Origin of the sequence: Streptomyces aurantiaciflavus, from assembly GCF_049808595.1 — a bacterium.
Classification (GTDB): Bacteria; Actinomycetota; Actinomycetes; order Streptomycetales; family Streptomycetaceae; genus Streptomyces.
This window is the reverse complement of record NZ_JBNCAQ010000001.1, coordinates 234,707-259,747: the sequence shown is the minus strand read 5'-3', so window position 1 is coordinate 259,747 and position 25,041 is coordinate 234,707. Positions and strand designations below refer to the sequence as shown.

Below are 25,041 nucleotides of genomic sequence, written 5' to 3'. Positions count from 1 at the left end.
CTCTTGGGAACCCCCAGGGAAAACCCCGGGAGTGTTCGGGCCGCGGGTGCCCGAACCGGTCGGGCCACCGCGGCCCGAACTCGGTGGGGCCGCGGTGGCCCGAACCTCTTCGGCGTCCTCGTTGTCGAGTTGGGGCCGCGGTGGCCCGTTCTCGTTCGGGCCGCGGTGGCCCGAACTCTCCCCGTCCCGCCACGGGGCGGTGTCCTTGCCGGAGGGCCGGTCGGTGGCCTTCAAATGCGCCTCGGCGGCGGCCCAGTCCGGGTACGGGTTGACCAGCAGCGCGTACAGGGTGGGCGTGCCACGGCGGCGCTGGCCGATGACCGCGACGACACCGGCCCGGACGCTGGCCTCGAGGAAGCGCCGGGCGTCCTTCTCCCGGACCGTGGCGGCCGCCGCGATGTCCTGGATACGGAACGCGCGGCCGCCCTGGAACCGCAGTTCCCCGCTGGCGTTGGCCATGGCGCGCAGGGTGTAGAGCAGGGTGATGTACCCGCGACGGCGCCGGAGTTCGGCCGGCATGTCGCGGGACCAGCGCCAGGCGAGGGCGTTGCCGAAGGCGTTCGGCACGCTGCCCGGTGCGCGGGTCTCCTGCTCGTCGTCGTGCACGATGGCCTCTCGCTCGTGGGGTGGGACTGTGGGACGCGGCCGCGTCAGCTGGCGCGCAGCTGCTCGAGGGCATGGCGAGGGATGACGGGGCGCAGGACGGCGTGCTCGTACGCCGACGGACTGGCGGGGTGGCGGCGCACCCAGCCGCGGGATTCCAGCACGCGCAGCTGCACGGCGACCTGGCCGCGGTTGAGGCCGGTGGCGTCGACCAGGCCGTCGAGGTACGGCTGGCGCTCGATGGGCAGTTCGCCGGTGCTCGCGCTGGCGAACGACAGCAGAGTGAAGGCCACCAGTCGGGAGTGCGGCGTCATCCTGCTGGTGCGGATGCCGCGCTCGTACAGCGGACGGAACCGCTCGCCCCGAACGAGCGTGCCCGGGGCGAGCATCTCGACGGCTCGGCGGGCCTCGTCCCGGGCAGCGATGTCGCGCGGGGTCGGGGTGGGGCGGTGGACGGTGTCAGTGGTCACGAGACTGCTCCTGGTGCTCGGTGGTCGGCTCGACCTCGTCGGGCCGGGGCGCCCGGTGGATGGGCCAGCCCGGGCCCGGAGGCACTTCGGGCTGGCCCTTCTCCGCGTTGGGCGTGTGGCGGGCGCAGCGCCAGCCGTTGACGTACAGGCGCGTGAACGGGGCCGCGTCCGGGAGTGCGTGCGGAAGCGTCAGCGACTCGCACAGGTGCCTGGCGCTGCTCACGCCTGTGTGGCCTCTTCGACCTGGCGGCGGGCGTACTGTCGGCGCGGCTCGAGCAAGGAGAACCGCACGGCGCCCTCGGCGAGCAGGCCGTACGCGTACGCGGCGTCCGCGGTGCTCATCGCGACGTCGAGGGCCTCGTGCAGCTGGCCGGCCTCGTGGTCGGCGAGGTACTCCTGGGCGTCGAGGTCCTCGGCGACGGCGCCAGCATCGAGGCACGTCATGAGCCGCTCGTACGCTCCGGCGACCTGCTTGCCGCGGGCGTACCGCTCAAGACCTCGGATCTCGAACAGCCCGGGCATCAGGCGGTGGTCGTCGCCGAGCGGGAGCAGCACACCATTGGGGTTGCCGCCCTCCCGAACGGTCTTGACGGCCCAGGCGCAGCCGGACGCGAACACCAGCGCGGCCCGCTCGTACAGGGCGTGCACCTTGAACTCGTGGTCGCGGTAGACGTTGACGAGGTCGAACACGGCGTCGGCGTGCGGCTCGCAGGCGGCGGGCACCGCGTTAGGCCGGGCGCCAGCGGCCTTGCCGTGGTCCAGGCGGCGGCGCTCGTACTCAACGCTGGCGCTGAGGGTGCGGGCGGCGGCGTATGCCAGCTGGTACTCGCGGGCGGCCTCGCCGAGGGCGCGCACGCTGTCCTCGAGGTCCTCGAACCAGGGACGGGCGATCTTCATATCTGTTCCGTTTCGCGTGAGGTTGGGGCGCCGGGCGGGCCGGACGTTCGTCGACGGCCCGCCCGGTCGATCAGGGGCGACGCTTGCGCGGGACGTCGTGGTCGAGGCACCACTTCATGACGAGGGCGCACAGGAAGAAGAGGGCTGTCGAGGCGAGGGCGGCCGTAACCACCTCGGCGGCCGGGCTCACCGGTGTGCTCCGACCGTGCGCTGCCCGGGCAGCGCAAGCGCGTTGGGCGGGCGGACGAGGCCGAGCTGTTCGGCGCGCTTCAGCGCCTCGCCGGGCGTCTCGACGCCCAACTTCGCGAACAGCTTGTGGCGGTGCTCGCGCACCGTGCGCTCGGTGACCCACATCCGGGCGGCCGTGTCGCTGATCTGCTCGCCGGCCGCGATGGCGAGCAGCACGCCGAGCTGCTGGCCGGTCAGGTCCTGGACGGTGACCTTGGGCAGGTTGGGCGGCGGGTCGTACAGCGCGGCCGTCCTGGCGGCCAGGCGGCGTACGGCCTGTACGGACAGTGGCAGGTCGAGTTGGTCGACGGCCGTCAGCAGGGCCCGCTCGAGGCGGCCGAGGTCGGCGCTCATGCCTCCGCGCCCAACTGCGTCTCGGCGGCCTCGGTGAGCGAGTAGGCGATGGGGTCCTCGTCGACGGACCGGGCGGAGGGCTCCTCGTCCGGCTCCTCGGCGGGGCGGGATGCGGGGTGATCGTCGGGGTCAGGGGCCTCGTCGACGATCGTCCAGGCGTGAAGTTCCACGCCCTGGAAGCGGGCACGGGCCTCGAGGAACACCCCGGCCATGTGCGTGCTGGGGGAGCTGCTCACCTCGGCGTCGAAGGTCCGTGCGACCTCCATCACCCCGAGGTGGTTGCGGCTGAAGAACAGGTGGATGCCGTAGACGCCGCGTTCGGCGCCGCGCACGTCGACGTCCGTCGGGATGGTGCGCAGCTGGCTGACGACCTGCTCGGCGCTCGAGAAAGCGTGCATGAGCGCGTTGCGCCTGGGCGTCTGGTCCTCGGCTACGACGACGGCCTGGAGGTCGACGGTGTCGGTAATCTGCTGCATGTGAGCCTCGTTCGTGTGGTGAGGTGAGCTGTTGGCGGGGTCGGTCCGGGGGCATCCGGGGCGGCCCCGTCGGTTGTTCAGGCCGCCGGGACCTTGGTGGCCGCGGCCTTGGCCCGCTTGGCCTTGGCCGAGGCGAGCGCCATGCGCGAGAAGTGGGCGCGGCGCAGCTGGGCGGCCGCCCGGGCCACGACCTCGTCGCTGGCGTTCGGGTGAAGCCGGCGGGCCTCGGCCAGGAACCGCTCGTCGGCGGCCTTGCGGGCCTTGGCGGTCCGGCTGGTGGGATCCGGCTCCTTGGCCCACTGGGTGTGGGCGGCGAGCCGGGCCCGCAGCGTCCGCTCTTCGGCGTTCATTCGTGATCTCCCGTCTTGTCTGTGTCTGCGAACGCAGACACGATGGGCGTGAAAATTGCTGTCCGGCGCACACCGACGGCCTCCGCGATGGCGTCGGCCTGGTCGCCGGTCACCTTCGTCTGGCGGTCGCGGAGCATGCAGCTGAGCTTGCTCTTCCCGACCCCGGAGACGGTGGCCAGGCTGCGTACGGTGTGGCGAGTGCCGCCGACGTCCGGGCACCGCATCAGCCGACTGAGCAGCGGTCCGTCCGTCAGGCGGTAGCGGGTGTCGGGCACGCGCTGAACCTCCGTTGGTCTGTCCGCGTTCGCGAACACGAACAACGTAGCGCAGCGCTAGCGGCGCGTCCAGTGGTGCGACGGAGCGCGTGTGAGCTGTCCGCGCTCCGGGAGGTTTTCAGCCTCTTTACGCAGGCCGTGTGGTGGTGTGCGTTCGTGTTCGTGGACAATGACAGGCGCGAAGGGTGGGCTAACTTCCGGACGCAGCCGACACGTCCGGACCCCTCGGCGCGGACATGGAGCCCCAGCGGATGACTTCTGAGGCGATCGAGACCCTCACCATGCTCGTCAACGAGCGCGTGGGTGAAGGGCGCGCGATGACATGGCGCTCGTTCGAGGCCGTGGCCGTCGATCCCAAGGGCGGCTACAAGCCATCCCGCGCCACGCTGTGGAAGATCGGTCAGGGGCAGCCCGTCAAGCTGAGCCCGGAACTGGTCCGCGCCGTCGCCGAGGGCCTCGGTATCCCACCGGAGCGCGCTCAGCGTGCTGCGGCCTACCAATATGCGGGCTACGTCGCCACCGATACGGGCAAGGGCACCATCGTGCATGAGGCCGGCGCCGAGCCGGGGGACAAGGCCCAGGCCGTCCTCGACCGCTGGGACCAAGAGGAAGCCTGATCTTCACAAAGGCGGGTGCAACCCTTCCGGTTTGCGGGCAGTCGAGTAGACGTGCAAGCGCTCTCGTCCAGGTCACATCGTCCTCAATCACTATGTGATGCCTGCATGCAGGCGTAGAGTGACGTCACCTCGCAGAGATCGAACGCGTGTGCGAATTCGGCATGTCCGGACGCCTGCGCGGGACAGGGGGCTGTGTGACGGAGGTACTCGTCGAACAGGGCGAACTCGACGACGGCGTTGTCATGGTGTTCCGGGACTTCGGGCACCGGGTGCGGATGCTGTTCGATCCCGCTCGTATCGCCATCTCGTCGGCCCTGGATCTCCTCTGCCGGTATCTGCCGAGGCTCATCGGCGCGATGAAGGTGGTCCATCACCGCGCCGAGTCGTGACGTTCAGCCCTGGGGCCGCGCCGTGATCCGGAGGCGGCCCCGCGGGGCCTAGTCGAGCAGGCGGTCGCCAGGGCTCATCCGCCGGTGAGCGGCACGCGCCCGGTCGGCGGCCGCGGATGCGCCGTAACGGCTCACCATGTCGCGGGACTTCCACCCTGTGATGCGCATCAGGTCCGTCTCTCCACCGTCCTCGAGCAGCCACTGGTGCGCGAACGTGTGCCGGAACTGGTGCGGGTGGATGTGCGGGATCTCGGCCTCTTTACACCGGTTCTCGATCATCGTCCCGACGCCCCAGACCGTCAGCCGAGAACCGCGCTTGACGCTCCACCAGAGGGCGTCATCGGGCTCCAAGGCGCGGCCGCGGTGCTTCGCGTACGCCCGTAGGTAGCGGTCGAGGGCCTGTGTCGTCTTCCGGCCGAACGGCACCGACCGATGGCGCCGGCCTTTGCCGAGGACGCGCAACACCATCTGGTCCAGGTCGAGGTCGCCGACCGTACGTTCCGTCAGCTCCGACAGCCGGGGGCCGGAGTCGAGGAAGAGCATGATGATGGCCGTGTCCCTGCGGGCCTTGTAGTCCTTGCCGGAGCACACCTTGAGCAGCTTCTTGAGCGAGTCTTCCGGGATGACGGGCACCTCGGCCTCGGGCACCTCGAGGGGCTTCATGGTGCGCATGGGGGAGCGGTCCATCTCCTCCTCGTCGACGCACCAGTTGAAGAACGTCCGCAGCGATCGGTAGTGCTGGTGCGCGTTGCCCGGGCTGGTCCGCTTGCGCACGGCCAGGACGTACGCCTCGATGTGCTCGCGGTGGATGCCGTGCTCGCCCTCCAGCTCGGTCGCCGCCGGCCGAGCGTCCTCGTCTGGCGGGCTGTACTCCAGCAGGAAGTCGCGCAGGCCTCGGACGGCCGTGCCGTAGATCCGTTGGGTGTTCTCGCTCAGGTCCCGGGCGCGCAGTGAGCGGAGCCACGACCCGGCCAACTGGCTGATGTCGTACGGGGGCTTGTCGTCGGGCACGACGCCTCCTGTTCGTGTTTGCGGACGCGGACAAGAGCACGTTACGACAAGCCTTGCAGGATGGGGAAGCGCTTGGCCGATCAGCGCTGCGCTATTGGACATGAAAAAGCCCCCGACCTGTTTTCGCTGGTCAGAGGTTGTTTGCGCCCCCGGCAGGACTCGAACCTGCGGCCAAGCGCTTAGAAGGCGCCTGCTCTATCCACTGAGCTACGGGGGCCGGGTGTGGTGGCCGCGTACCTGGTGCCCGGGTGTGGGCTGATCCGTGACGTTGCCGGGGACAAGGATAGGGCTCCCGGTTCCTTGTCCTGAGTGCTTCTCCTCCGTGGCTCAATGTGGAGGTTCAGTGAAGCGGTCCTGATAATCGCAGGCAGGTACGAATCGTGCATCGCTTTTGGCGCCTCGAGCCCCGGGTGTTGTGCACTCGTTATGCCTGGGCTGTGCCCTTGTCCCGGTCGCACCTTCCGTCCCTTCTGTCTCGTCGGCGCGCAGGCATGCCTATATGCTTCATAAATCCCCTAAAATTGGGCATTCTTCGCATGTGGTGACCTTGGACGTACGGCCTCAGCTGCTCGACGCACTTTCCGCCCTGCGCGACCGTGTCGCCGCCGCACGCTTCCCGCTGCCCCTGGCGGGGGCTCCACGCGCGCGTGCCAACCGCGACGAACTGCTCGCCCAGCTCGACGACTACTTGGTGCCCCGGCTGCGGCAGCCCGAAGCGCCCTTGCTGGCCGTCGTGGGCGGTTCCACGGGCGCCGGCAAGTCGACGCTCGTCAATTCCCTCGTGGGGCGGCGCGTCAGCGAGGCGGGCGTGCTGCGGCCGACGACACGGACCCCGGTGCTGGTGTGCCATCCGGAGGACCATCACTGGTTCAGCGGCATGCGGGTGCTGCCCGACCTCACGCGCGTGTGGGTGCCCGGGAAGGGCCCGGGAGACGACCTTCTGCTGCCCGGCGAGGACGGCAGACGCGTGCTGCGGATCGAGACCGCCGAAACCCTCCCGCCCGGCCTCGCCCTCCTGGACGCGCCCGACGTCGACTCCCTCGTCGCCGAGAACCGTGTCCTCGCCGCCGAACTGATCTGCGCCGCCGACATCTGGGTGATGGTCACCACGGCCGCGCGGTACGCCGACGCCGTCCCCTGGCACCTCCTGCGTACCGCCAAGGAGTACCGGGCGACAGTCGTGACCGTCCTCGACCGTGTGCCCCACCAGGTGGTCGGCGAGGTGTCCCGGCAGTACGGCGCGCTGCTCACCAAGGCCGGACTGGGCGACCTGCCGCGCTTCACCGTGCCCGAGCTGCCCGAGTCCGCCTGGGGCGGCGGGCTGCTGCCGGCCACCGCCGTGGCGCCGCTGCGGACCTGGCTCGTCCACCACGCCCAGGACCCCGGCGCCCGCCAGCACGCGATGGCCCGCACGGCCCACGGCGTCCTCGACTCCCTCAAGTCCCGCATGCCCGAGCTGGCGGGCGCCGCCGCCGCCCAGTACGCGGCCGCCCTGCGGCTCACCTCGGCCGTCGACGGGGCGTACGACAGCGAGCACACGCGCGTGCGCAAGCAGGTGCAGAGCGGGGCCGTGCTCGCCGGGGACGCCCTGAAGCGCTGGCGGGCCTTCCCGCTGGACTGCACCGCGAGCGAACTCCTCGACGCCCTCACCGAGAGCCTGGCCGCGCTCCTGCTGTGCGCGGTCACCGCGGCCGACGAGCGCGTCGACGAGGCCTGGCGCCGTGAGCCGGGCGCCGCCACGCCGTCCCTCCTGGGCCACGACCCGTCCGTGGAGACCGCCGACCACCGCATCGGCCTGGCCGTACGACGCTGGCGGCGCGAGCTGGAGGAGTACGCCGAGGAGGAGGTGCGCGAGCTGGATCGCGGGGCCGCGCCCGACCCCGAGGCGGTCGCCGCCCTCGTCGCCACCGTCCTGCTGGGTGGCCGCCGGGCCCGCTCGGCGGGCGAGGGGCTCGCCGAACGGCTCGGCGCCCACGGCGCGCTCCGGCTGCGCGACCGGGGCGTACGGCTGCTCGCCGAGCATGTGGACCGCGTGATGCACACCGAACGCGAGCGTCGCCTCGCCCCGCTCGACGGACTCGACGTCCATGCCGAACCCCAGGCCGAACTCATCGCCGCCCTGTCGGTACTGCAGAAGGAGAGGTGACCGGTGACCGCCGTCAAGAACCAGGACCACACCGGACACAGCGATCACACGGACCAGCCGGCCACCGCGCAGGCCGGGCCCACGGCGGGCGAGGAAGGGAACGGCGCCCCCGCGCAGGCGGCTTCCGAGGGGCGCCCTTCGGGGATGGCGGGGGCGGATGACGAAGGACCGGGGCAGGAGGGCGTAGTGAGCGCGGAGGGAGCGCGGAGAGCCGCCGGGAGCGGAGAGGACCACGGGGTTTCCGGGCCGGGGGAGCATTCCGGGGGCGGTGGGGGCAGCGAGGGTCAGGGGGACAGCGGGCACCCGCGCGTGGGGGGAGGCGGCGGTCGTACCAGTGCTCGGGAGGGCGGCGGTCGGGCGGAGGCCCGGGCCGACGAGGGCACTCACGCGCGTGTGGCGGAAGGCGGCGACCAAGCGCGCGGAGGGGAAGGCGACGGTCATGTGCGCCTGCTGAAGGGCGACGACCACGCGCGCGTGGCGCAGGGCGGCGCGTACGCGGGCGTGCAGAAGAACGACGACCACGCGCGTGTGCGGAAGGGTGATGACCGCCCTGGGGGGCGGGGGAGCGGTCGTGCCGCGCGCGGGCGGGAGGGAGAGCGTCATGCGCGGGGAGGTGCGGACGACGGGCACGCGGGCGTGCGTGAGGAGCGTCGTCCCGGCGGGCGGGACGACGGCGGTCACGCCCCCGCAGCGACCCCGGAGGCCGAGGAGACCTGGGACGACGGCCTCATCGCGCGCCGCGTGCACGAGACCTCCGCCGCCGAGCATGCCGCCGCCGTGGAGATCCGGACCAGCAGCCCGCAGCCCGCGACGCCGCTCACCTACGACGACTCCCTGCGCTCCCGGCTCGACGCGCTGCGCGAACTCGTGGGGCTCTCCCGCACCCGGCTCGACAGCAAGACGCTCGCCGAGGCCGGCCGTGTCCTGGACGAGGCCGCGGCACGGCGCCGGCTCTCCGGGCAGCACACCGTCGTCGCCATCGCCGGCGCCACCGGCAGCGGCAAGTCCCAGCTGTTCAACGCGCTCGCCGGCGTGGCCATCTCGGAGACGGGCGTACGACGGCCGACGACCGCCGCGCCCATCGCGTGCAGTTGGAGCGACGGCGCGTCCAGCCTCATCGACCGGCTCGGCATCCCCGGCCGGCTGCGCCGGCGCCCCGTGCAGAGTGCGGAGGCGGAGGCCAAGCTGGGCGGGCTCATCCTGATCGACCTGCCCGACCACGACTCGGCGGCCGTACAGCACCGCGAGCAGGTCGACCGCGTCCTGGCGCTCGTCGACGCCGTCATCTGGGTCGTCGACCCCGAGAAGTACGCCGACGCCGTCCTCCACGAACGCTATCTGCGCCCCATGGCCGGCCACGCGGAGGTCATGTTCGTCGTCCTCAACCAGATCGACCGGCTGCCCGGCGAGGCGGCCGAGATGGTCCTCGACGACCTGCGGCGGCTGCTCGACGAGGACGGCATCGCCCTCGGCGAGTACGGCGAACCCGGCGCGACCGTCCTCGCGCTGTCCGCGCTCACCGGCGACGGCGTCGGTGAACTGCGGGAGCTGCTCGCACAGTTCGTCACGGAACGCGGCGCCGCGGCACGGCGGATCTCAGCCGACGTGGACGCCGCCGGGTGGCGGTTGCGGTCCGTCTACGCCACGGGCCGGCGCACGGGCCTCAGCGAGGAGGCGCGGGACGAGTTCGCCGACCGGCTCGCGGACGCGGTCGGCGCCACCGCCGCGGGTGAGGCCGCCGAACGCGCCTGGCTGCGCAACGCCAACCGCGCGTGCGGGACGCCGTGGCTGCGGCTGTGGCGGTGGTTCCAGGGCCGGAGCGGCCCGCTCACCGCCCGGAGCCTCATCCGCGCGCAGGCCGACGAGGAGGTCACGGCACGCCAGCGTGTCGAACAGGCGGTGCGGACGGTGTCCGAACGAGCCTCGGCGGGGCTGCCGGCGCCGTGGGCGCAGGCGGTGCGCGAGGCGGCCGTACGGGGGGCGCAGGGGTTGCCGGAGGCGCTGGACGAGCTGGCCGTGCGGGCCGGGTTGCCGCCGGGGCGGCCGCCCCGGCCGGGCTGGTGGCCGGCGGCCGTACTGGCGCAGGCGATGATGACGATCCTTCAGGTGGTCGGGGGGCTCTGGCTGGTGGGTCAGATCGTGGGGGTCATGTCACCGAATCTGGGCGTGCCGGTGCTGCTGATGGTGGCCGGCATCATCGGCGGCCCGCTCGTGGAGTGGAGCTGCCGGATGGCGGCCCGTGGCCCGGCGCGACGGTACGGCGAGGAGGCGGAACGACGCCTGCGGGAGGCGGCCGCCGGCTGCGGCCGGGCGAAGGTCCTGGATCCCGTGGCCGCGGAACTGCTGCGGTACCGGGAGGTCCGGGAGCAGTACGGGCGGGTGATGGGGATGGAGACCGCGGCGAGGTAGGTGATCAGGGGCCGGTGTGGCGCGGGTCCCTCGTCCGGGTGAGGGAGTTCTCCACAGGTCGGGGGCGATCCACAGCGCTCTGCGGGCTCGTTCCGACGGAGGCAGTCTGGTTTCACGGCGATCGCGGCGGACGCGGTCACCGTGTCGGACGCAGCCGTACGGGACGGGCCCGTACGCGTATCCGCCCGGCGTGAAGGTCCGGGCGAGGGAGGGGTTCACGATGAACGAGACGATGGTGTGCGCGGTGGGGAACGTGGCGACGCAGCCGGTGTTCCGGGAGCTGTCGGCAGGCGCGTCGGTGAGGTTCCGGCTGGCGGTGACCTCGCGTTACTGGGACCGCGGGAAGAACACCTGGACCGACGGGCACACCAACTTCTTCACGGTGTGGGCCAACCGGCAGCTGGCCACCAACGCGGGGGCCTCGCTGAACGTCGGGGACCCCGTGATCGTGCAGGGCAGGCTGAAGGTGCGCACGGAAGTGCGTGAGGGGCAGCAGAGCTGGACGTCGGCGGACATCGACGCCGTGTCGATCGGTCACGACCTCGCACGGGGCACGTCCGCCTTCCGCCGCACGGGCCGCTCCGAGCCGGCGGCGGCCGGCGCGCCGCCGCAGCCCGAACCCGACTGGGAGACGCCGGCCGTGGATTCCGCGGAGCCGGACACCGCACAGCGGCGCGAGCCGGCGGGCGTGACGTGATGTCAGGAGGTGCCGACGTCTGACCGAAGCACGGCTTATCGGCGGATCCGCCCCGAGCACCCCGGTGTCCACTCCGGGCGCCCCGGTGGATTTGTCGATAAGCCCGGCCCGTAATCGATCTTGGGGATAACGATTCCGAGTCGGATCGTCCATCGGATGACCTGACCGGGAAGCATGGTGCGCCCGCGTCTCTAGGATGCCGACGTGGCTCTCGGGGCTTCTGATTCTGCTGGTGGGACCGCATCCCCCACGTCAACCGGTCCTGCTCGAAGGGGAATTGCGTGATTTCTTCGTTCTCCGCGCCGTTCACGCGCGGGCGAGGGGCAGTCCGCCTCGCCGCCGGAACGCTGGTGTCCGGACTCGTCGTCGCCGCCGCTGTCGTCTCCACCGCGGGCACGGCCGTCGCCGACGGGACCACACAGAGCCAGGGCGGAGCAACGGCGACCATAGGCGGCCTCAAGACGTACGGCGCCGCCGTGATCCACGACGACAGCGGGGACCGGACGGTCTCGGCGGGCCTGTTCGAGATGTCCGTCGAAGGCGGCGGCACCCTGCAGACCTACTGCGTCGACCTGCACACCCCCACGCAGAAGGACGCCAAGTACCACGAGACGCCGTGGAGCGGCACCTCACTGGGCGTCAACAAGGACGCCGGGCGGATCCGTTGGATCCTGCAGCACTCCTACCCGCAGGTCAACGACCTCGCCACGCTGGCGAAGAAGGCCGGCATCGCCGGCGGCCTCACCGAGCAGGACGCGGCGGCCGGCACCCAGGTGGCCATCTGGCGCTACTCCGACGGCGCGGACGTCGACGCCGTCGACCCGCAGGCCGAGCGGCTCGCGGACTACCTCCAGAAGTCCGCGCGCGACCTGACCGAGCCCAGGGCGTCGCTCACCCTCGAAGGGGCGGCGGTCTCCGGCCGCCCCGGCGAACTGCTCGGCCCGGTGACGGTACGCACCGACGCGACCGCGGTCTCGGTCGCGCCGCCGCTGGACGCCGCCATCAGCCGGGTGCGGATCGTCGGCAAGGACGGTAAGGACGTCACGTCCGCAACGGACGGCAGCCAGTTGTTCTTCGACGTGCCCGCCGACGCCGCGGCCGGCTCGGCCGAGCTGACCGTCCAGGCCTCGACCACCGTCCCCGTCGGCCGCGCCTTCACCTCCGAGAGCCGCAGCCAGACGCAGATCCTGGCCGGCTCCAGCGAGTCCACCGTGTCCGCGACGGCCACCGCGACCTGGGCGGCGAAGGGCGCCGTGCCGGCCCTGTCCGCGACGAAGAACTGCGCCAGGAGCGGCGTGGACATCACCGCGGTCAACCAGGGCGACGAGGCCTTCACCTTCGGCCTGATGGGCATCCGGCACAGCATCCCGGCCGGCACGTCCCGCACGGTGACGATCCCCCTCCAGGAGGACCAGGCCTACGACTTCACCATCGACGGCCCGCAGGGCACCGGAACCCGTTTCACCGGCGTCCTCGACTGCCGCACCCAGGGCGACGGCAGCGCCCTGACCACCCAGACCCTCGCCGAACCCAGCCCGGCCACGGTGGGCGGCACGTCCGTCACGGGCACGAACCTCGCCACGACGGGCGGCTCCGACGCGACCCCGCTCATCGCGGGGACGGCGATCGGGCTGGTGGTGATCGGCGGAGCGGTGCTGCTGCTGGTGGGGCGGAAGGAGAACGGGGCGCAGGGGTAGCCGGCGGGGTGAGCCTGCGAGCACCCGATGCTCCCCGTACCCACCCCCTGGAGGGTGATTAGTCGCATTGCACCTGCAACGCCGCATCGGGTTACGTAAAGAGGGATCAGCCAGGCGCGGCCGCGGTCTGGGAGCAGATGTCTCTTCCGTCATGGAGGTTTCGTCATGGAGGTTTCCATGCGTCCACCCCGTCGCCTCACAGCCAGGATCGCCGCGGTCGCCCTCGTGGCCGCGGGCAGTCTGATCGCCCTCCAACCGGGCGCCACGGCAGCCCCGACCCACGCCACGCCCCACGCCGCGACGAGCGTCAGCACGCAGTCCACCGCGGCAGTGGCCGGTTCGGTGACCATCCGTCTGTCCATCGGCGGCTCTGTCACCATCCCGGGCACCCAACTCTCCGTCGGCACCACCCTCGACACCGGTGTCCAGGTATCGGCGGTCGACACGGTGATCAACAACACCAACGCCACCCTGGAGTTCTCCGGCAGCGGCAGCGCGAGCGTCACCGTCGCACCCGGGACCTCGGCTGACCTCGGCGCCCTGGTCGGCGGCACTTTGAAGATCGCCGTCGCCTAGGGGCGTGTTCTGAGAAGGCGCCGGCTCGTCGGGTTGGCCGTCCGGCAAGTGATGGACGGCCAACTCGAACGACTGACGCGGGATGTGCGCGTCAGGCACTCTCTCAGACCTGCGCACGTCCCCGATGGCCACGCCCCGGCGGAGGCTCTAGCGTCGGACTATGCACTCGCCCCGCGGCGAGCCGGCCGAAGACACGGTGCCCGGCCTGTCCGCCGGTCCGGTCGCGCTGGCCTGGCTGACGCAGTTCCTGGTGGGAACCGATCTCTTCGTGGTGGCGCCGCTGCTCCCTCATATCGCCGCGTCGTTCGCTGTCTCGGCAGCCAGTACCGGCCTGCTGGTCACGGCCTTCTCGATCGCCTACGTGGTGGCTTCGCCCTTCGCCGGCTGGCTCTCCGACCGACGGGACCGCGCCATGGTCCTGGTGGTGGCACTGGTGCTGTTCTCCGCTGCCAACGCCGGCACCGCTCTGGCGCCGGGTTTCGGTCTGCTGCTGGTGGCCCGCGTGGTGGCCGGGATCGCGGCCGCCGCGACCGGTCCCACCGTGTACGCCCTGGTCAGCACCCGTGCACGGCCCCAGGCCCGGGCGCAGGTGCTGGCCGTGGTGGGATCGGGCCTGCTGACCGCCCTGTGGGTGGGCGCGCCGGCCGGGGCGCTGCTGGGGCGGTACGTGGGCTGGCAGGCCGCCTTCGTCATCCTGGCCGCAGGCACGTTCCTGTTGGCGTTCCCCCACGCGTTCGTCTGGCGTGCCCGTCCGGCCCCGGCGGCGGCCGCCTCGCCGCCGGGGGCACCGCAGCGGGCCGAGCGGCCCGGCACGGGCGTCGCGGTGTCCGCCGTCACGGTGACGACCCTGTGGGCCTTCTCCGTGTACAGCCTGTACACCTTCCTGGCCGTCGCGCTGCACTCCGACGGCAGGGCCACCGCCGTGACGTGGCTGCTGGTCTGCTACGGCATCGGCGCCGTCGTCGGCGGGCAGGTGGGCGGCCGGTTCGCGGACCGGGCCGATGCCGTGCGGGTCACCAGGTCAGCACTGGCGCTGACGGCAGTGCTGGAGGCCGTCGTGGCTCTGGTGTTCCCCGTCACCTGGGCGCTGGCCTGCGCACTGGCCCTGTTCGCACTGGCCGCCTACTCCTTCTTCCCCGCCCAGCAGCGCCATCTGGTCGACATGTTCCCCGACCGGGCGACCGCGATGCTGTCGTGGAACAACAGCGCGCTGTTCGTGGGCCTGTCCCTGGCCGGCGCCGCCGGTGGTCAGATCGTGCACGCCCTCGACTACCCGGCGCTGCTGTACATCGGCGCCGCCGCAGCGGTACCGGCGTGCCTCGTAGCCCGCGGCCGGCCGACCCGGACCCGCGGGACGGAGGGGGCCTGAAGCCGGCCGGTCCCCGGCCTTCCCCCGGCCTTCCCCGGGCCGTCCGCGGCTCCCCAAGGCCACCCGGCGACGACCGGCAGTGACGGTCGAGCCATAGCCGTCAACGGTGAAGCCGCAGGTCAGGGCGGTCCGAGCGAACGGGTTTCCCCCAGGGGTAGCCGTCCGGCAAGATGGGGTGTTACTTACCGCGAGAGGGCATGAAAAGGCCCCTCACCAGCGGTTTCGTCGCGGATGAGGGGCCGTGCCAGGCGGCTTGGGCCGTCTCTGGGCCGTCATGAGCGTGACCGGCGGCCCGGTACGGTGAGCGAGTCGCGTGGTACCGCCGTAGGCGCGGCATGTCCCAGGAGGTCCTGGCCGGACTCGTCGGCCGGACGGTGGACTGGCTCAGCAAGGCCGAGAACAACCGGCTGGAGCTGGACCGGCTTTCGGTCATCAAGTCACTGGCGGACGCCCTCGACGTCTCGCTTGGGGACCTGCTTGCCGAGCCGACCCTCATGGACTGGACCCCGGAGAGCGGCAACCGCACGGTGCCGGCGCTTCGGTCGGCGCTGATGAACTACCGCCAGCTCACACCGTTGTTGGGCATGCCCACAGAGGGCGAGCCAACCCCGCTGGACGAACTGCAGACCAACGTCACGGACGTACTGGACGCCTACCAGGCATCGCGTTACGGCTTCGCCACCCGGCGCCTGCCCCTGGTACTGGCCGATGCATTGATCGCGGCCCAGTCGTACGAGAGCGCCGACCGCGAGCGCGCCAACGCGCTGTTGGCGTTGACGTACCAGAGCGCGGCGATGGTGCTCGGCAAGGTGGGCGAGGTCGATCTCGCATGGATCGCGGCGGACCGCGGACTGGGCGCGGCGCAGCAAAGCGGAAACGTGGCGGTGACCGGGTCCCTCTTTCGATCCGTGGCTTTCTGCCTCCTGTCGACCGGTCGCTTCGATGCCGCTGTGCAGCTGGTCGGCGACGCGGCCGACTACCTCCGCCCAGGGCTCACGGACGCCAGCCCGGAGTTCCTGTCGATCTACGGCACGCTCTTTCTCTCCGGTTCCATGGCCGCCGCCCGCTCAGACGACCGCTCGACTGTGCGTGACTTCCTTGCCGAGGCCGACCAGGCAGCCCGCCAGCTCGGAGAGGACGCGAACCACATGTGGACCGCGTTCGGCCCGACCAATGTCGCCATCCACCGGGTGGCCACCGCCGCCGAGCTGGGTGACATGCAGATCGCCGTAGACCTGGGGCCCGCAGATCGACACCAGCAGCCTCCCGACGGAGCGACGGACCCGACACAACATAGAGGTAGCGCGTGCGCTCAGCGCTCACAACCGCGTCGATGACGCACTGGCGATGATCCTTGAGGCCGAGTCGTGGGCACCTGAGCAGGTACGAAGCCACTACCTCGCTCGCGAACTCGTGCTCTCGTGGGTACGGAACCATCGAGGCCGGCCGAGCCCGGCCATGGCAGGACTCGCCGATCGGCTGCATGTGGTCTAGGTGGGTACGCTCGGCTCCATGGCAGCGAGCGAGCATGAAGCGAAGATGGCGCATCCGCGCATGGCAGCGGGTGCGCTTTTCTTTGATGCCGACGGACGCGTCCTCATGGTCGAGCCCACGTACAAGGACTACTGGGACATCCCTGGGGGCTACGTCGAGACCGGGGAATCGCCACTCCAGGCCGCGAGCCGAGAGGTCCGCGAGGAACTCGGGATCACGCCGACGCTGGGCCGCCTCCTGGCCGTCGACTGGGCGCCGAACGCCACCGAGGGCGACAAGGTGCTGTACCTGTTCGACGGCGGCCAGCTCAGCCAGGAGGACCAGGACGCGATCACCTTGCAGCCCGAGGAGCTGAAGAGCTTCGCGTTTCTCTCCCTGGAACAGATCGCAGAGCGCACGATCCCGCGACTGGCTCGACGGATCCTCGCGGCGACTGAGGCCCAAAACCAGGCTGTACCGGTCTACCTCGAATATGGTCAGAGGCCCGGCAGCGAGGCAGCATGACCACACCACGCACCATGAGCCGAGAGCAAGGCATCCTTCTCGTTCAGCGGCTCATAGACGCCGACTACGCCGACGAGGCCGCAGCCGATGAGATCATCGCCGCACTGAAACGCGGACTCGGGTGCCCACACATCAGCGACTACGTCTTCTGGGACTTGGATCCGCAGTTGACAGCCGAGAAGGTCGTGGACCGAGCACTGGCCTACGAGCCGTTCGCTCTGTGATCAGAGCGGGGTAAGACTTTCCCTACTTCATCAAGGCCCGCGCACGGCGCGGGCGCGCGCCGCCTCTGCGGCGCGGCCTGCCTCCTGTCTGCGCCCCGGCTGGCCGCGCCCGGCGGCGCGCTCGCGGCTGCGGGCATGAAGTGGGAGACACCCTCTGTGGCTGGGGCGGTCGGCTCCACGGCTTTAGGCAGCCACTTTGGGGCGAGCCTCTAAGATCATGGCCCCAACGTCGTGCTTTACCGGGCAGGTCCACAGACTGCCCGACGCGCCGGAAGCTTACGGGGCCATGATCACTCGCCCCAAAGCAGCTCCAGCCCAAAGCCGCTCCGCCGACCTCCGTGCCGTCAAGTGCGGCGGGCTGGGACGCTACTGGGTTAAATGCTGTCCGAGTTGGCGACCAGCGGCATGAAGGCACGCAGACGGGCGATGTTGGGCCGGACGCCGGTTATGGCTCCCCGGCTGTTTCTCTTCACGCGGATGAGATCCATGTCAAGCAGGGCGTTCAGATCGCGCGTGACTGTCTTCTCTTCCTTCCCTGCATACGCGAGAGCTAGGGCGGGGGTGAGGGCTCGAATCTCCGATCGAGGTGTGGCCGCTCCCGGGGGCAACGAGAGCACGAGCTTGCGCTGTCGGGAGCACGCGGGTGTGTCCTTGTCGTGGAACTCCTCGTGGATGAAGTTCACCCAGGTGACACGGAACTGGTCGTTGCGGATCTCTTCGATCTGTTGGGCGAGACCATCCACCAGGCCCTGCAGTGCGTACTTGATCAGCCCTTTGACGGAGTACGGTTCACGCGCGCTGGTCAACCTCAACTGGCGGGCATACTCGGTACGTGTCCGGTTGTAGTGGTCAGCGAGGACGTGAGCGGCAACCGATGGCGCGCCAGCCTGGATCAGCATCTGGTACTCGATGAGTCGTGCCGTGCGCCCGTTGCCATTGCCGAATGGGTGAATCCAGGCGGTGTACAGATGTGCCATGATCGCCGCGAGTACCGCCATGGGGCGATGCAGTGCGCCGTCAGTGGCGCGGATGGCATCGAGCCATTCACACATTGCCTTCAGGAGGTACTCGCAGTCCTCTGCGGGGGCACCCCGGTAAACGCGGCCGACTGTAACGCTTCCCGTGCGGACTTGCCCGGGCACGACGCCGTCCTCGGGCGGCAGATCGCGCAGCACGATGGCGTTGAACTCCTTGATGCGCTCGGGAGTCAGGGCTATCGGCTTGTCTTCGACAAGGTGGTCGATGATCAGGTTGTAGCCTTCGATGACGTTGTCGATCTCCTGGCCTAGATACTCCCGCGAGGGAGGAAGCTTCAGGTCGTGGTCGAGCCGCCGGCGGACCTCCTCCTCCGAGAGGGTGTTCCCTTCAATCTGGGTCGTCGCGTGCGCTCCCTTGGAGAGGTAGACCTGATTGAGTTCGGCAGCAACAGCGGGATGCAGGGGGACACCCGCGATGTGGTCCATTTTTGAGACCGCCTCGCCGAGCAGCATCCAGGATTCGTGATCCATCTCTTTGCCCAGATCAAGCTGGAATGTAATCCACGGATGTGTCTCCTCGTAGCGACGCATGGGACTCTCCTGGGGCAGCAGTATTCGCAGGTGAGACGCAGTGTACTGCGTTATACCCACCCCGAGCGTCCCTCTATCTGGCCAAATCGCTGTCCGCTCCGTTGTCCATCATGTTGTCCGCTGATGCTCGTTGGGGCGGGCCATCTACTGGGCCACAAGCTCACCTTCAACCAGACCCGTCCCTTCGGCTGCCTGCACAGCAGACTGTTCCCCGGAGCTCCCCGACCGCTTGAGTCATCGAGGGGCCGTGGCGTCTGCTCGGCGGGACGACGAGTCGGCCGAGTCCTGGGCCGTCTCTGGGCCGTCCGAGGCCCCCCGAGGCCACCCAACGACGACCGACAGTGACAGTCGAGCCGCAGTTGTCAGCAGCGAAACCCCAGGTCAGCGCCCCCCAACCGAACGGGTTTCCCCCCAGGGGTAGCCGTCCGGCAAGATGGGGTGTATCTGCCCACTGCCAGATTTCAAGCTGCCGGACGGTTTCTCTTGGCTGAGTTCATTTACACCATGCGCAAGGCGCGCAAGGCGCACGGCGACAAGGTGATCCTCGACGACGTCACCCTGAACTTCCTTCCGGGTGCCAAGATCGGCGTCGTCGGCCCGAACGGTGCCGGTAAGTCGACCGTTCTGAAGATCATGGCGGGGATCGAACAGCCGTCCAACGGTGATGCGTTCCTGTCGCCGGGGTACAGCGTCGGCATCCTGCTGCAGGAGCCCCCGCTGAACGAGGAGAAGACGGTCCTGGAGAACGTCCAGGAGGGTGTCGCCGAGATCAAGGGCAAGCTCGACCGGTTCAACGAGATCGCCGAGCTGATGGCCACCGACTACTCCGACGCGCTGCTCGACGAGATGGGCAAGCTCCAGGAGGAGCTGGACCACGCCAACGCGTGGGACCTCGACGCCCAGCTGGAGCAGGCCATGGACGCCCTGGGCTGCCCGCCCGGCGACTGGCCCGTCACCAACCTCTCCGGTGGTGAGAAGCGCCGCGTCGCGCTCTGCAAGCTGCTGCTGGAGGCGCCCGACCTGCTGCTCCTCGACGAGCCCACCAACCACCTCGACGCCGAGTCCGTGAACTGGCTGGAGCAGCACCTCGCCAAGTACGCGGGGACGGTCGTGGCCATCACCCACGACCGGTACTTCCTCGACAACGTCGCCGAGTGGATCCTCGAGCTCGACCGCGGCCGCGCCTACCCCTACGAGGGCAACTACTCCACGTACCTGGAGACCAAGGCGACCCGTCTCAAGGTCGAGGGGCAGAAGGACGCCAAGCGGCAGAAGCGGCTCAAGGAAGAGCTCGAGTGGGTGCGGTCCAACGCCAAGGGGCGTCAGGCCAAGTCCAAGGCGCGTCTCGCCCGCTACGAGGAGATGGCCGCCGAGGCCGAGAAGATGCGGAAGCTGGACTTCGAGGAGATCCAGATCCCGCCGGGCCCGCGGCTGGGCAACGTCGTCGTCGAGGTCAGCAAGCTCAACAAGGCCTTCGGTGAGAAGGTCCTCATCGATGATCTGTCGTTCACGCTGCCTCGTAACGGCATCGTCGGCGTCATCGGTCCGAACGGCGCCGGCAAGACGACCCTGTTCAAGATGATCCAGGGGCTCGAGACCCCGGACTCCGGCGACATCAAGGTCGGCGAGACCGTCAAGATCTCGTACGTCGACCAGAGCCGCGAGAACATCGACCCGAAGAAGACCCTGTGGGCGGTCGTCTCCGACGAGCTCGACTACATCAATGTGGGTCAGGTGGAGATGCCTTCGCGCGCGTACGTCTCCGCCTTCGGGTTCAAGGGGCCCGACCAGCAGAAGCCCGCCGGCATCCTCTCCGGTGGTGAGCGCAACCGGCTCAACCTCGCGCTCACCCTCAAGCAGGGCGGCAACCTGCTGCTTCTCGACGAGCCCACCAACGACCTCGACGTCGAGACCCTCAGCAGCCTGGAGAACGCGCTGCTCGAGTTCCCGGGCTGTGCCGTGGTCGTCTCCCACGACCGGTGGTTCCTCGACCGCGTCGCCACGCACATCCTCGCCTACGAGGGCGACTCCAAGTGGTTCTGGTTCGAGGGCAACTTCGAGTCGTACGAGAAGAACAAGATCGAGCGGCTGGGTCCGGACGCCGCGCGTCCGCACCGTGCCACCTACAAGAAGCTGACCCGGGGCTGATCTTGCGGCACATCTACCGCTGCCCGCTGCGCTGGGCGGACATGGACGCGTACGGCCACGTCAACAACGTGGTCTTCCTCCGGTACCTGGAGGAAGCCCGTATCGACTTCCTGTTCCGCCCGGAGAAGGACTTCAAGCAGGGGTCCGTGGTGGCGCGCCACGAGATCGACTACAAGCGGCAGCTCGTCCACCGGCACCGTCCCGTGGACATCGAGCTGTGGGTCACGGAGATCAGGGCGGCGTCCTTCACCATCGCCTACGAGGTGAAGGACGGCGACGAGGTCTATGTCCGCGCCTCGACGGTGATCGTGCCGTTCGACTTCGCGGCGCAGCGGCCCCGTCGGATCACCGACGAGGAGCGCGCGTTCCTGGAGGAGTACCGGGACGACAAGGAGGCCGTCGCCGCATGACGGTGCTCCATCTCGCCGACGAGGGGGAGGCGGCGGATCTCGCGGCCTTCCTCTCCCGGCTGCTCCACTACGACCGTGGAGCCGCGGTCCGGCTGCAGGCGGCCGGCACCGCGCTGGCCGTCTTCGGACGGCCGCCGTCCTTCGAGGTCCTGGCGATCCGGGCGGTGCGGCTGGCCAAGCCGTACGAGAACGGGCTCGACGTCACGCTGGACGTGACCGTGTCCGCGGGTGAGCTGCTGGAGAGCGTGGACGAGACGGCGGCGACCGCTGCCGTGCCCGGCGCGGTGACCGGGCCGCCGTGGGCGGGTGTGCTGCCCCCGCGCGGCGGCTGGCGGCCCGAGGCGGGGCTGCCGGGGCCGGACGCGCTGCGGGAGATGGTCGGCGCGGCGGTCGGCGAGTTCCGGCGCCGTACCGAGGAACTGGCGCCGGAGCGGCGTACGCGCGCCGAACTCGACCGGATCGGGCGGGAGATCTGGTCCCGGACGGTCGGGGACACCGGCCTGCCCGTGCGGGCCGTGCACGCGGCCCAGTCCCTCGGTTTCCTGCGACCGGCCGCCGGCGCCTCCCAGGACGCCGGGCTGTTCTCCTCGGGGGCGTGGCTGCGGCTGCGGACGCCGTACGGGTCGATCGCCGTGCGGCGGACCGGGCTCGGGGGGCTGGACCTCAGCGTGCGCTGAGCGACCCCCGGCGCCCCGCGCCACCCACGGTCAGTCCGGGGCGTTCACCATCGACGCCGCCGCGTACGTCAGGTAGTTCCACAGCGTCCGCTCGTGCTCCTCGGAGAGGCCGAGCTCGTCCACCGCGTCCCGCATGTGCTTCAGCCAGGCGTCGTGCGCCGCCCGGTCCACAATGAAGGGCGCGTGACGCATGCGCAGCCGCGGGTGGCCGCGGTTGTCGCTGTACGTCGTCGGACCGCCCCAGTACTGGATCAGGAACAGCACCAGGCGCTCCTCGGCCGGGCCCAGGTCCTCCTCGGGGTACATGGGCCGCAGGATCGGGTCCTCGGCCACTCCCTCGTAGAAACGGTGGACCAGTCGGCGGAAGGTCTCCTCCCCGCCGACCTGCTCGTAGAAGGTCTGCTCCTGAAGCGTGCCGCGCCGAATCTCTTTCACGTCCCCCATGCTCTCAGACGCGGAGACCGAGGACTCAAGGCTTAGGACCCTCGGATCTCGGACCCCCGGGCCTCCGACTCCCGGACCTCTGAGCCCCGGGCCCCCGACTCCCGGACCTCTGACTCCCGGCCCCCCGACTTCCGGGCCCCGAACTCATGGACCCGGACCCCCGGACCCCCGGACCCCGCTTCTCGGACCCTTGGCCGTTTGGCCTCCGGCGCTCGCCTCCCGTCGCGTCCCGCAGCACAGTGGAGTCATGAGTACACAGCGCGCTCCCGACAAGGAGTTGGAGGACCTCGCCGCCTCGGCGCGGGCGGCGCTGGTGCGGGAGATCGAGGAGAGCGGGGCCTTCGCCGCCGACCCGGGGTGGAAGGAGGCCTTCGCGGCCGTTCCGCGGCACCTCTTCGTGCCGTACTACTACGTGAGCGGTGCGGGGGGATACGAACGGCGCTGGGGGGAGAGTCCCGATCCGCGGACCCGGGAGCGCTGGGTCGCCGGCGCCTACGAGGACACCCCGCTGGCGACCCGGCTGCGGGACGGTGAGCTGCTCTCCTCCAGCAGCCAGCCCTCGTTGATGGCCCTGATGCTGGCCGAGCTGCGGGTGGAGAAGGGGATGCGGGTGCTGGAGATCGGCGCCGGCACGGGATACAACGCGGCGCTGTTGTCGTACCGGCTCGGTGACGAGCAGGTCACCACCGTGGATCTGGATCCGGAGATCACCGAGTCCGCGCGGCGGCATCTCGCGCACGCCGGGTACCACCCCGTCGTCGTCACGGGGGACGGAGCGCGCGGGGTGCCGGAGCGGGCGCCGTTCGACCGGATCGTCGCGACCTGTCAGCTGGCGTCGGTCCCGCGTGCCTGGCTCGCCCAGTGCCGTCCCGGCGCCCGGATCCTGACACCGCTGGCCACCGGTCTGGTCGCGCTGACGGTACGGGACGCCGAGCACGCCGAGGGGAACTTCCTGCACACCCCCGCCTACTTCGTGCCGTTGCGCGGCGCGGACCGGCCCGAGCCGGAGCCGGTGGCGCTGGGCGGGGTGCCGCAGCGGGCCAGGGCGAGCGACCTGTTCCGGTTCCTGCTGGCGCTGACCCGGGGCACCCTCGACCCGCAGGAGGCGTACGCGCTGTGGGAGCGGGAGGGCCGGCCCGGACGGGAGCGGTACGGCATCACCGTCGGCGGCGAGCGCGCGTGGGCGTGGCTGGACGAGCCGGAGGGGCCTTACGCCTGGCCCCTTCCGGGCTCGTCGGTTACTTCCTGACTGCCGGCCGGTCCTAGCCGCGGCGGATCGTGATCGTCGTCCACGCGCCGACGTGGACGCGGTCGCCGTCCTGCAGCGGCACCGGCACGAAGGGCTGGATCGGTTCGTCGGAGCCGTTGACCGTCGTGCCGTTCGTCGAGTTCTGGTCGACGACCGCCCAGCTTCCGTCCGGCTGCTGCACCAGCACCGCGTGCTGGTGCGAGACGCCCGGGTCCTCCGGCGGCACCGACAGGTCGATGGCGGGGGTCTCGCCGGTGGAGTGGCGGCGGCGGCCGATGGTGATCTGGTTGCCGGTCAGCGTGCGCTGCTGCTCCGGGGAGTACGCGGGCAGGTTCAGGCCCGCGGCCTCGGGACCGGAGCGCTGCATCATCGCCATGAAGTACTCGCGGTCCGGCCCTATCGTCACCGTCCAGGTCGCCGGCTGCTGCGGGAACGCCGGGCCGGGCGGGGGCGGGGCCTGGGTGGCGCCGGGCTGCGGGTAGCCGTAGCCGCCCTGGGCGCCGCCGGGACCGCCGGGAGCGGTGTTCGACGGCGGGGAGATCACCCAGTCGTCGTCGGCGCCGCCGAAGGAGGGACCGGGCGGGGCGGGCCGGCCGTCCGGCTGCGGGTAGCCGGGCGGGGCGGACGGCTGGAAGGCCTGGGGCGCGCCCGGAGCCGTGCCACCGGGGCCACCGGGGCCAGGACCGCCAGGGCCGGGCGGCGGCGGAACCTGCCGTGAGGGGTCGCCGCCGAAACCGGAGGGGCCGCCGGGACCACCTGGGCCGCCGGGACCCGACGGGGCGGATCCGGGCGGGCCGGGAGGACGGCCGCCGGGGCCGGAGGGCTCGCGCCGGAAGGGGTCACCGGACGGGCCGGAGGGCTCACGTCCGAAGGGGTCGCCGGACGGCCCGGTGGACGGACCGCGTCCGAAGGGGTCGCCGGGCGCACCCGACGGCTCACGTCCGAAGGCACCCGCGGCCGGACCGCCGCCCGGACCACCAGGGCCCGACGGCCCGCCGGCGGTGCTGCCGGGACCGGAGGGCTCCCGTCCGAAGGGCTGACCACCGCCCGGACCGCCCGGTTCGCGTCCGAAGGGCTGTCCGCCGCCCGGACCGCCCGGCTCACGTCCGAAGGGTTGCTGTCCGCCACCGGGACCGCCCGGCTCGCGTCCGAACGGCTGTCCGCCACCCTGACCGCCCGGACCGCCAGGACCGCCCGGGCCCGAAGGGCGCGACGGCTCGCTGCCGAACGGCGGGCCCGGCGGGATGGGTTCGGCGGGGCGGTTCACCTGGGACGGACGGGAGCTCTGGTACTCGAAGGAGTCGCTGCCGCCGAAGGACGGGGGCGGCGGCTGGAACCGCGCACCCGGACCACCGGGACCGCCCGGAGCGCCAGGGCCCCCCGGACCGCCGGGGCCCATACCGGGGCCACCGGGACCCGACGGTCCCGGGCCGGGCGCGGGCGGGCGCGGGGCGGCGGGGGTGTACGAGGTCGCCGTGTTCGTCAGGAAGTTCCAGCGGCACTCCTCGCAGAACGGCGCACCGCCCTCACGGGGCGTACGGCACTGCGGGCACAGCTCGGGCTCGGCGTCCGGTACGGCGGACAGATGGCGGCCGTCGGGACGGCCGCCGGGGCCGGGCGGGGGCGGCGGGAAGCCGTATCCGCCGCCGGCCGTCGGCGGGGGAGGAGGCGGCGGTACGGCACCGGCCATGCGGTGACCGCAGACCTCGCACCAGTCGTCGGAACCCGACTGGTGTCCGTTCGGGCAGGTCGGCATGTC

General features: G+C 71.0%; 27 protein-coding genes and 1 tRNA gene. 15 read left to right on the top strand and 13 right to left on the bottom strand.

The genetic code is table 11. From position 1 onward, the window contains the following. The 8 genes from ACPT94_RS01075 to ACPT94_RS01040 form a co-directional block, all read right to left on the bottom strand. Positions 1-606: hypothetical protein (locus ACPT94_RS01075; RefSeq protein WP_425244823.1), on the bottom strand; the 606-nt coding region annotated here is incomplete at its 3' end. Positions 607-650: 44 nt separating this feature from the next. Continuing rightward, on the bottom strand, positions 651-1,073 hold the full coding sequence (locus ACPT94_RS01070; RefSeq protein WP_425244822.1) for a hypothetical protein: 423 nt from the start codon (positions 1,071-1,073) through the stop codon (positions 651-653). Beyond that, on the bottom strand, positions 1,063-1,296 hold the full coding sequence (locus ACPT94_RS01065) for a hypothetical protein (protein WP_425244821.1): 234 nt from the start codon (positions 1,294-1,296) through the stop codon (positions 1,063-1,065). Before ACPT94_RS01065 ends, ACPT94_RS01070 begins: the two co-directional genes overlap by 11 nt. Then, positions 1,293-1,970: a hypothetical protein gene (locus ACPT94_RS01060; protein ID WP_425244820.1), complete on the bottom strand. Its 678-nt coding sequence runs from the start codon at positions 1,968-1,970 to the stop codon at positions 1,293-1,295. Before ACPT94_RS01060 ends, ACPT94_RS01065 begins: the two co-directional genes overlap by 4 nt. 186 nt (positions 1,971-2,156) lie before the next feature. Further along, positions 2,157-2,552, bottom strand: coding sequence for a response regulator transcription factor (locus tag ACPT94_RS01055; RefSeq protein ID WP_425244819.1), 396 nt, complete (start codon positions 2,550-2,552; stop codon positions 2,157-2,159). Further along, positions 2,549-3,028 carry a hypothetical protein gene (locus tag ACPT94_RS01050; protein ID WP_425244818.1) on the bottom strand — a complete coding sequence of 160 codons (480 nt, stop codon included), beginning with the start codon at positions 3,026-3,028 and terminating at the stop codon, positions 2,549-2,551. Before ACPT94_RS01050 ends, ACPT94_RS01055 begins: the two co-directional genes overlap by 4 nt. Positions 3,029-3,105: 77 nt before the next feature. Further along, positions 3,106-3,378: a hypothetical protein gene (locus ACPT94_RS01045; RefSeq protein WP_425244817.1), complete on the bottom strand. Its 273-nt coding sequence runs from the start codon at positions 3,376-3,378 to the stop codon at positions 3,106-3,108. Next, positions 3,375-3,653, bottom strand: a complete 279-nt coding sequence (locus tag ACPT94_RS01040; protein WP_425244816.1) for a hypothetical protein — start codon at positions 3,651-3,653, stop codon at positions 3,375-3,377. Before ACPT94_RS01040 ends, ACPT94_RS01045 begins: the two co-directional genes overlap by 4 nt. Before the next feature lie 251 nt (positions 3,654-3,904). Between ACPT94_RS01040 and ACPT94_RS01035 the strand changes: the two genes are divergently transcribed. Then, positions 3,905-4,270, top strand: a complete 366-nt coding sequence (locus ACPT94_RS01035; RefSeq protein WP_425244815.1) for a hypothetical protein — start codon at positions 3,905-3,907, stop codon at positions 4,268-4,270. 194 nt (positions 4,271-4,464) lie between these two features. Continuing rightward, entirely contained in the window at positions 4,465-4,659 is a 195-nt protein-coding gene (locus ACPT94_RS01030; RefSeq protein WP_425244814.1) for a hypothetical protein, read from the top strand. Between the two features lie 48 nt (positions 4,660-4,707). Here the strand turns inward: ACPT94_RS01030 and ACPT94_RS01025 are convergent, their stop codons facing one another. Both ACPT94_RS01025 and ACPT94_RS01020 read right to left on the bottom strand, forming a co-directional pair. Further along, on the bottom strand, positions 4,708-5,670 hold the full coding sequence (locus tag ACPT94_RS01025) for a tyrosine-type recombinase/integrase (RefSeq protein ID WP_425244813.1): 963 nt from the start codon (positions 5,668-5,670) through the stop codon (positions 4,708-4,710). Between the two features lie 144 nt (positions 5,671-5,814). After that, positions 5,815-5,887 (bottom strand) — tRNA-Arg (locus ACPT94_RS01020). 321 nt (positions 5,888-6,208) lie between these two features. Between ACPT94_RS01020 and ACPT94_RS01015 the strand changes: the two genes are divergently transcribed. From ACPT94_RS01015 to ACPT94_RS00975, 9 genes are all read left to right on the top strand, one after another. Beyond that, positions 6,209-7,816 (top strand): dynamin family protein, encoded by a 1,608-nt coding sequence (locus ACPT94_RS01015; RefSeq protein ID WP_360336684.1) that lies wholly within the window; start codon positions 6,209-6,211, stop codon positions 7,814-7,816. A 441-nt stretch (positions 7,817-8,257) separates the two neighbouring features. Beyond that, positions 8,258-10,225, top strand: coding sequence for a YfjP family GTPase (locus tag ACPT94_RS01010; RefSeq protein WP_425244812.1), 1,968 nt, complete (start codon positions 8,258-8,260; stop codon positions 10,223-10,225). A 220-nt stretch (positions 10,226-10,445) separates the two neighbouring features. Further along, positions 10,446-10,922 carry a single-stranded DNA-binding protein gene (locus ACPT94_RS01005; RefSeq protein WP_425244811.1) on the top strand — a complete coding sequence of 159 codons (477 nt, stop codon included), beginning with the start codon at positions 10,446-10,448 and terminating at the stop codon, positions 10,920-10,922. 281 nt (positions 10,923-11,203) lie between these two features. Then, the gene (locus ACPT94_RS01000) at positions 11,204-12,619 is read left to right on the top strand and encodes a Cys-Gln thioester bond-forming surface protein (RefSeq protein ID WP_425244810.1); all 1,416 of its coding nucleotides are present in this window, start codon (positions 11,204-11,206) and stop codon (positions 12,617-12,619) included. 177 nt (positions 12,620-12,796) lie between these two features. Further along, positions 12,797-13,195 carry a hypothetical protein gene (locus tag ACPT94_RS00995; protein WP_360336676.1) on the top strand — a complete coding sequence of 133 codons (399 nt, stop codon included), beginning with the start codon at positions 12,797-12,799 and terminating at the stop codon, positions 13,193-13,195. 160 nt (positions 13,196-13,355) lie between these two features. Continuing rightward, positions 13,356-14,564, top strand: coding sequence for an MFS transporter (locus ACPT94_RS00990; RefSeq protein ID WP_425244809.1), 1,209 nt, complete (start codon positions 13,356-13,358; stop codon positions 14,562-14,564). 335 nt (positions 14,565-14,899) lie between these two features. Further along, positions 14,900-15,901 carry a helix-turn-helix domain-containing protein gene (locus ACPT94_RS00985; protein WP_425244808.1) on the top strand — a complete coding sequence of 334 codons (1,002 nt, stop codon included), beginning with the start codon at positions 14,900-14,902 and terminating at the stop codon, positions 15,899-15,901. 175 nt (positions 15,902-16,076) lie between these two features. After that, positions 16,077-16,562: an NUDIX domain-containing protein gene (locus ACPT94_RS00980; protein ID WP_425244807.1), complete on the top strand. Its 486-nt coding sequence runs from the start codon at positions 16,077-16,079 to the stop codon at positions 16,560-16,562. 14 nt (positions 16,563-16,576) lie between these two features. Beyond that, positions 16,577-16,786 carry an e9imm peptide gene (locus ACPT94_RS00975; RefSeq protein ID WP_425244806.1) on the top strand — a complete coding sequence of 70 codons (210 nt, stop codon included), beginning with the start codon at positions 16,577-16,579 and terminating at the stop codon, positions 16,784-16,786. 374 nt (positions 16,787-17,160) lie between these two features. Here ACPT94_RS00975 and ACPT94_RS00970 read toward each other — a convergent pair whose 3' ends face one another. Then, a complete protein-coding gene (locus tag ACPT94_RS00970; protein WP_425244805.1) occupies positions 17,161-18,354 on the bottom strand; it encodes a Fic family protein in 1,194 nt (397 codons plus the stop codon). A 483-nt stretch (positions 18,355-18,837) separates the two neighbouring features. Between ACPT94_RS00970 and ettA the strand changes: the two genes are divergently transcribed. The 3 genes from ettA to ACPT94_RS00955 are packed head-to-tail and all read left to right on the top strand — an operon-like array spanning position 18,838 to position 21,589. Further along, on the top strand, positions 18,838-20,502 hold the full coding sequence (gene ettA, locus ACPT94_RS00965) for an energy-dependent translational throttle protein EttA (protein ID WP_360348919.1): 1,665 nt from the start codon (positions 18,838-18,840) through the stop codon (positions 20,500-20,502). A 2-nt stretch (positions 20,503-20,504) separates the two neighbouring features. Next, the gene (locus tag ACPT94_RS00960; RefSeq protein WP_360348922.1) at positions 20,505-20,912 is read left to right on the top strand and encodes an acyl-CoA thioesterase; all 408 of its coding nucleotides are present in this window, start codon (positions 20,505-20,507) and stop codon (positions 20,910-20,912) included. Next, complete coding sequence (locus ACPT94_RS00955) at positions 20,909-21,589, top strand: DUF8185 domain-containing protein (RefSeq protein WP_425244804.1); 681 nt, start codon at positions 20,909-20,911, stop codon at positions 21,587-21,589. The genes ACPT94_RS00960 and ACPT94_RS00955 overlap by 4 nt, the downstream gene beginning before the upstream one ends. 30 nt (positions 21,590-21,619) lie before the next feature. Here the strand turns inward: ACPT94_RS00955 and ACPT94_RS00950 are convergent, their stop codons facing one another. Next, on the bottom strand, positions 21,620-22,033 hold the full coding sequence (locus tag ACPT94_RS00950; RefSeq protein ID WP_425244803.1) for a globin: 414 nt from the start codon (positions 22,031-22,033) through the stop codon (positions 21,620-21,622). A gap of 247 nt (positions 22,034-22,280) precedes the next feature. On the opposite strand from ACPT94_RS00950, the gene ACPT94_RS00945 reads away from it, so the two are divergent. Next, positions 22,281-23,282, top strand: a complete 1,002-nt coding sequence (locus tag ACPT94_RS00945) for a methyltransferase domain-containing protein (RefSeq protein WP_360348931.1) — start codon at positions 22,281-22,283, stop codon at positions 23,280-23,282. A gap of 13 nt (positions 23,283-23,295) precedes the next feature. Here ACPT94_RS00945 and ACPT94_RS00940 read toward each other — a convergent pair whose 3' ends face one another. Further along, positions 23,296-25,038, bottom strand: a complete 1,743-nt coding sequence (locus ACPT94_RS00940) for an FHA domain-containing protein (protein WP_425244802.1) — start codon at positions 25,036-25,038, stop codon at positions 23,296-23,298. Positions 25,039-25,041 lie beyond the last annotated feature (3 nt).

Coding starts and splice junctions, on each gene's coding strand:
- ACPT94_RS01060 (WP_425244820.1), bottom strand. CDS start 1,970: ATGAAGATCGCCCGTCCCTGGTTCGAGGACCTCGAGGACAGCGTGCGC.
- ACPT94_RS00990 (WP_425244809.1), top strand. CDS start 13,356: ATGCACTCGCCCCGCGGCGAGCCGGCCGAAGACACGGTGCCCGGCCTG.
- ACPT94_RS00975 (WP_425244806.1), top strand. CDS start 16,577: ATGAGCCGAGAGCAAGGCATCCTTCTCGTTCAGCGGCTCATAGACGCC.
- ACPT94_RS00970 (WP_425244805.1), bottom strand. CDS start 18,354: ATGCGTCGCTACGAGGAGACACATCCGTGGATTACATTCCAGCTTGAT.
- ACPT94_RS00980 (WP_425244807.1), top strand. CDS start 16,077: ATGGCAGCGAGCGAGCATGAAGCGAAGATGGCGCATCCGCGCATGGCA.
- ACPT94_RS00995 (WP_360336676.1), top strand. CDS start 12,797: ATGCGTCCACCCCGTCGCCTCACAGCCAGGATCGCCGCGGTCGCCCTC.
- ACPT94_RS00940 (WP_425244802.1), bottom strand. CDS start 25,038: ATGCCGACCTGCCCGAACGGACACCAGTCGGGTTCCGACGACTGGTGC.
- ACPT94_RS01050 (WP_425244818.1), bottom strand. CDS start 3,028: ATGCAGCAGATTACCGACACCGTCGACCTCCAGGCCGTCGTCGTAGCC.
- ACPT94_RS01005 (WP_425244811.1), top strand. CDS start 10,446: ATGAACGAGACGATGGTGTGCGCGGTGGGGAACGTGGCGACGCAGCCG.
- ACPT94_RS01045 (WP_425244817.1), bottom strand. CDS start 3,378: ATGAACGCCGAAGAGCGGACGCTGCGGGCCCGGCTCGCCGCCCACACC.
- ACPT94_RS00955 (WP_425244804.1), top strand. CDS start 20,909: ATGACGGTGCTCCATCTCGCCGACGAGGGGGAGGCGGCGGATCTCGCG.
- ACPT94_RS01055 (WP_425244819.1), bottom strand. CDS start 2,552: ATGAGCGCCGACCTCGGCCGCCTCGAGCGGGCCCTGCTGACGGCCGTC.
- ACPT94_RS00985 (WP_425244808.1), top strand. CDS start 14,900: ATGTCCCAGGAGGTCCTGGCCGGACTCGTCGGCCGGACGGTGGACTGG.
- ACPT94_RS01035 (WP_425244815.1), top strand. CDS start 3,905: ATGACTTCTGAGGCGATCGAGACCCTCACCATGCTCGTCAACGAGCGC.
- ACPT94_RS00950 (WP_425244803.1), bottom strand. CDS start 22,033: ATGGGGGACGTGAAAGAGATTCGGCGCGGCACGCTTCAGGAGCAGACC.
- ACPT94_RS00945 (WP_360348931.1), top strand. CDS start 22,281: ATGAGTACACAGCGCGCTCCCGACAAGGAGTTGGAGGACCTCGCCGCC.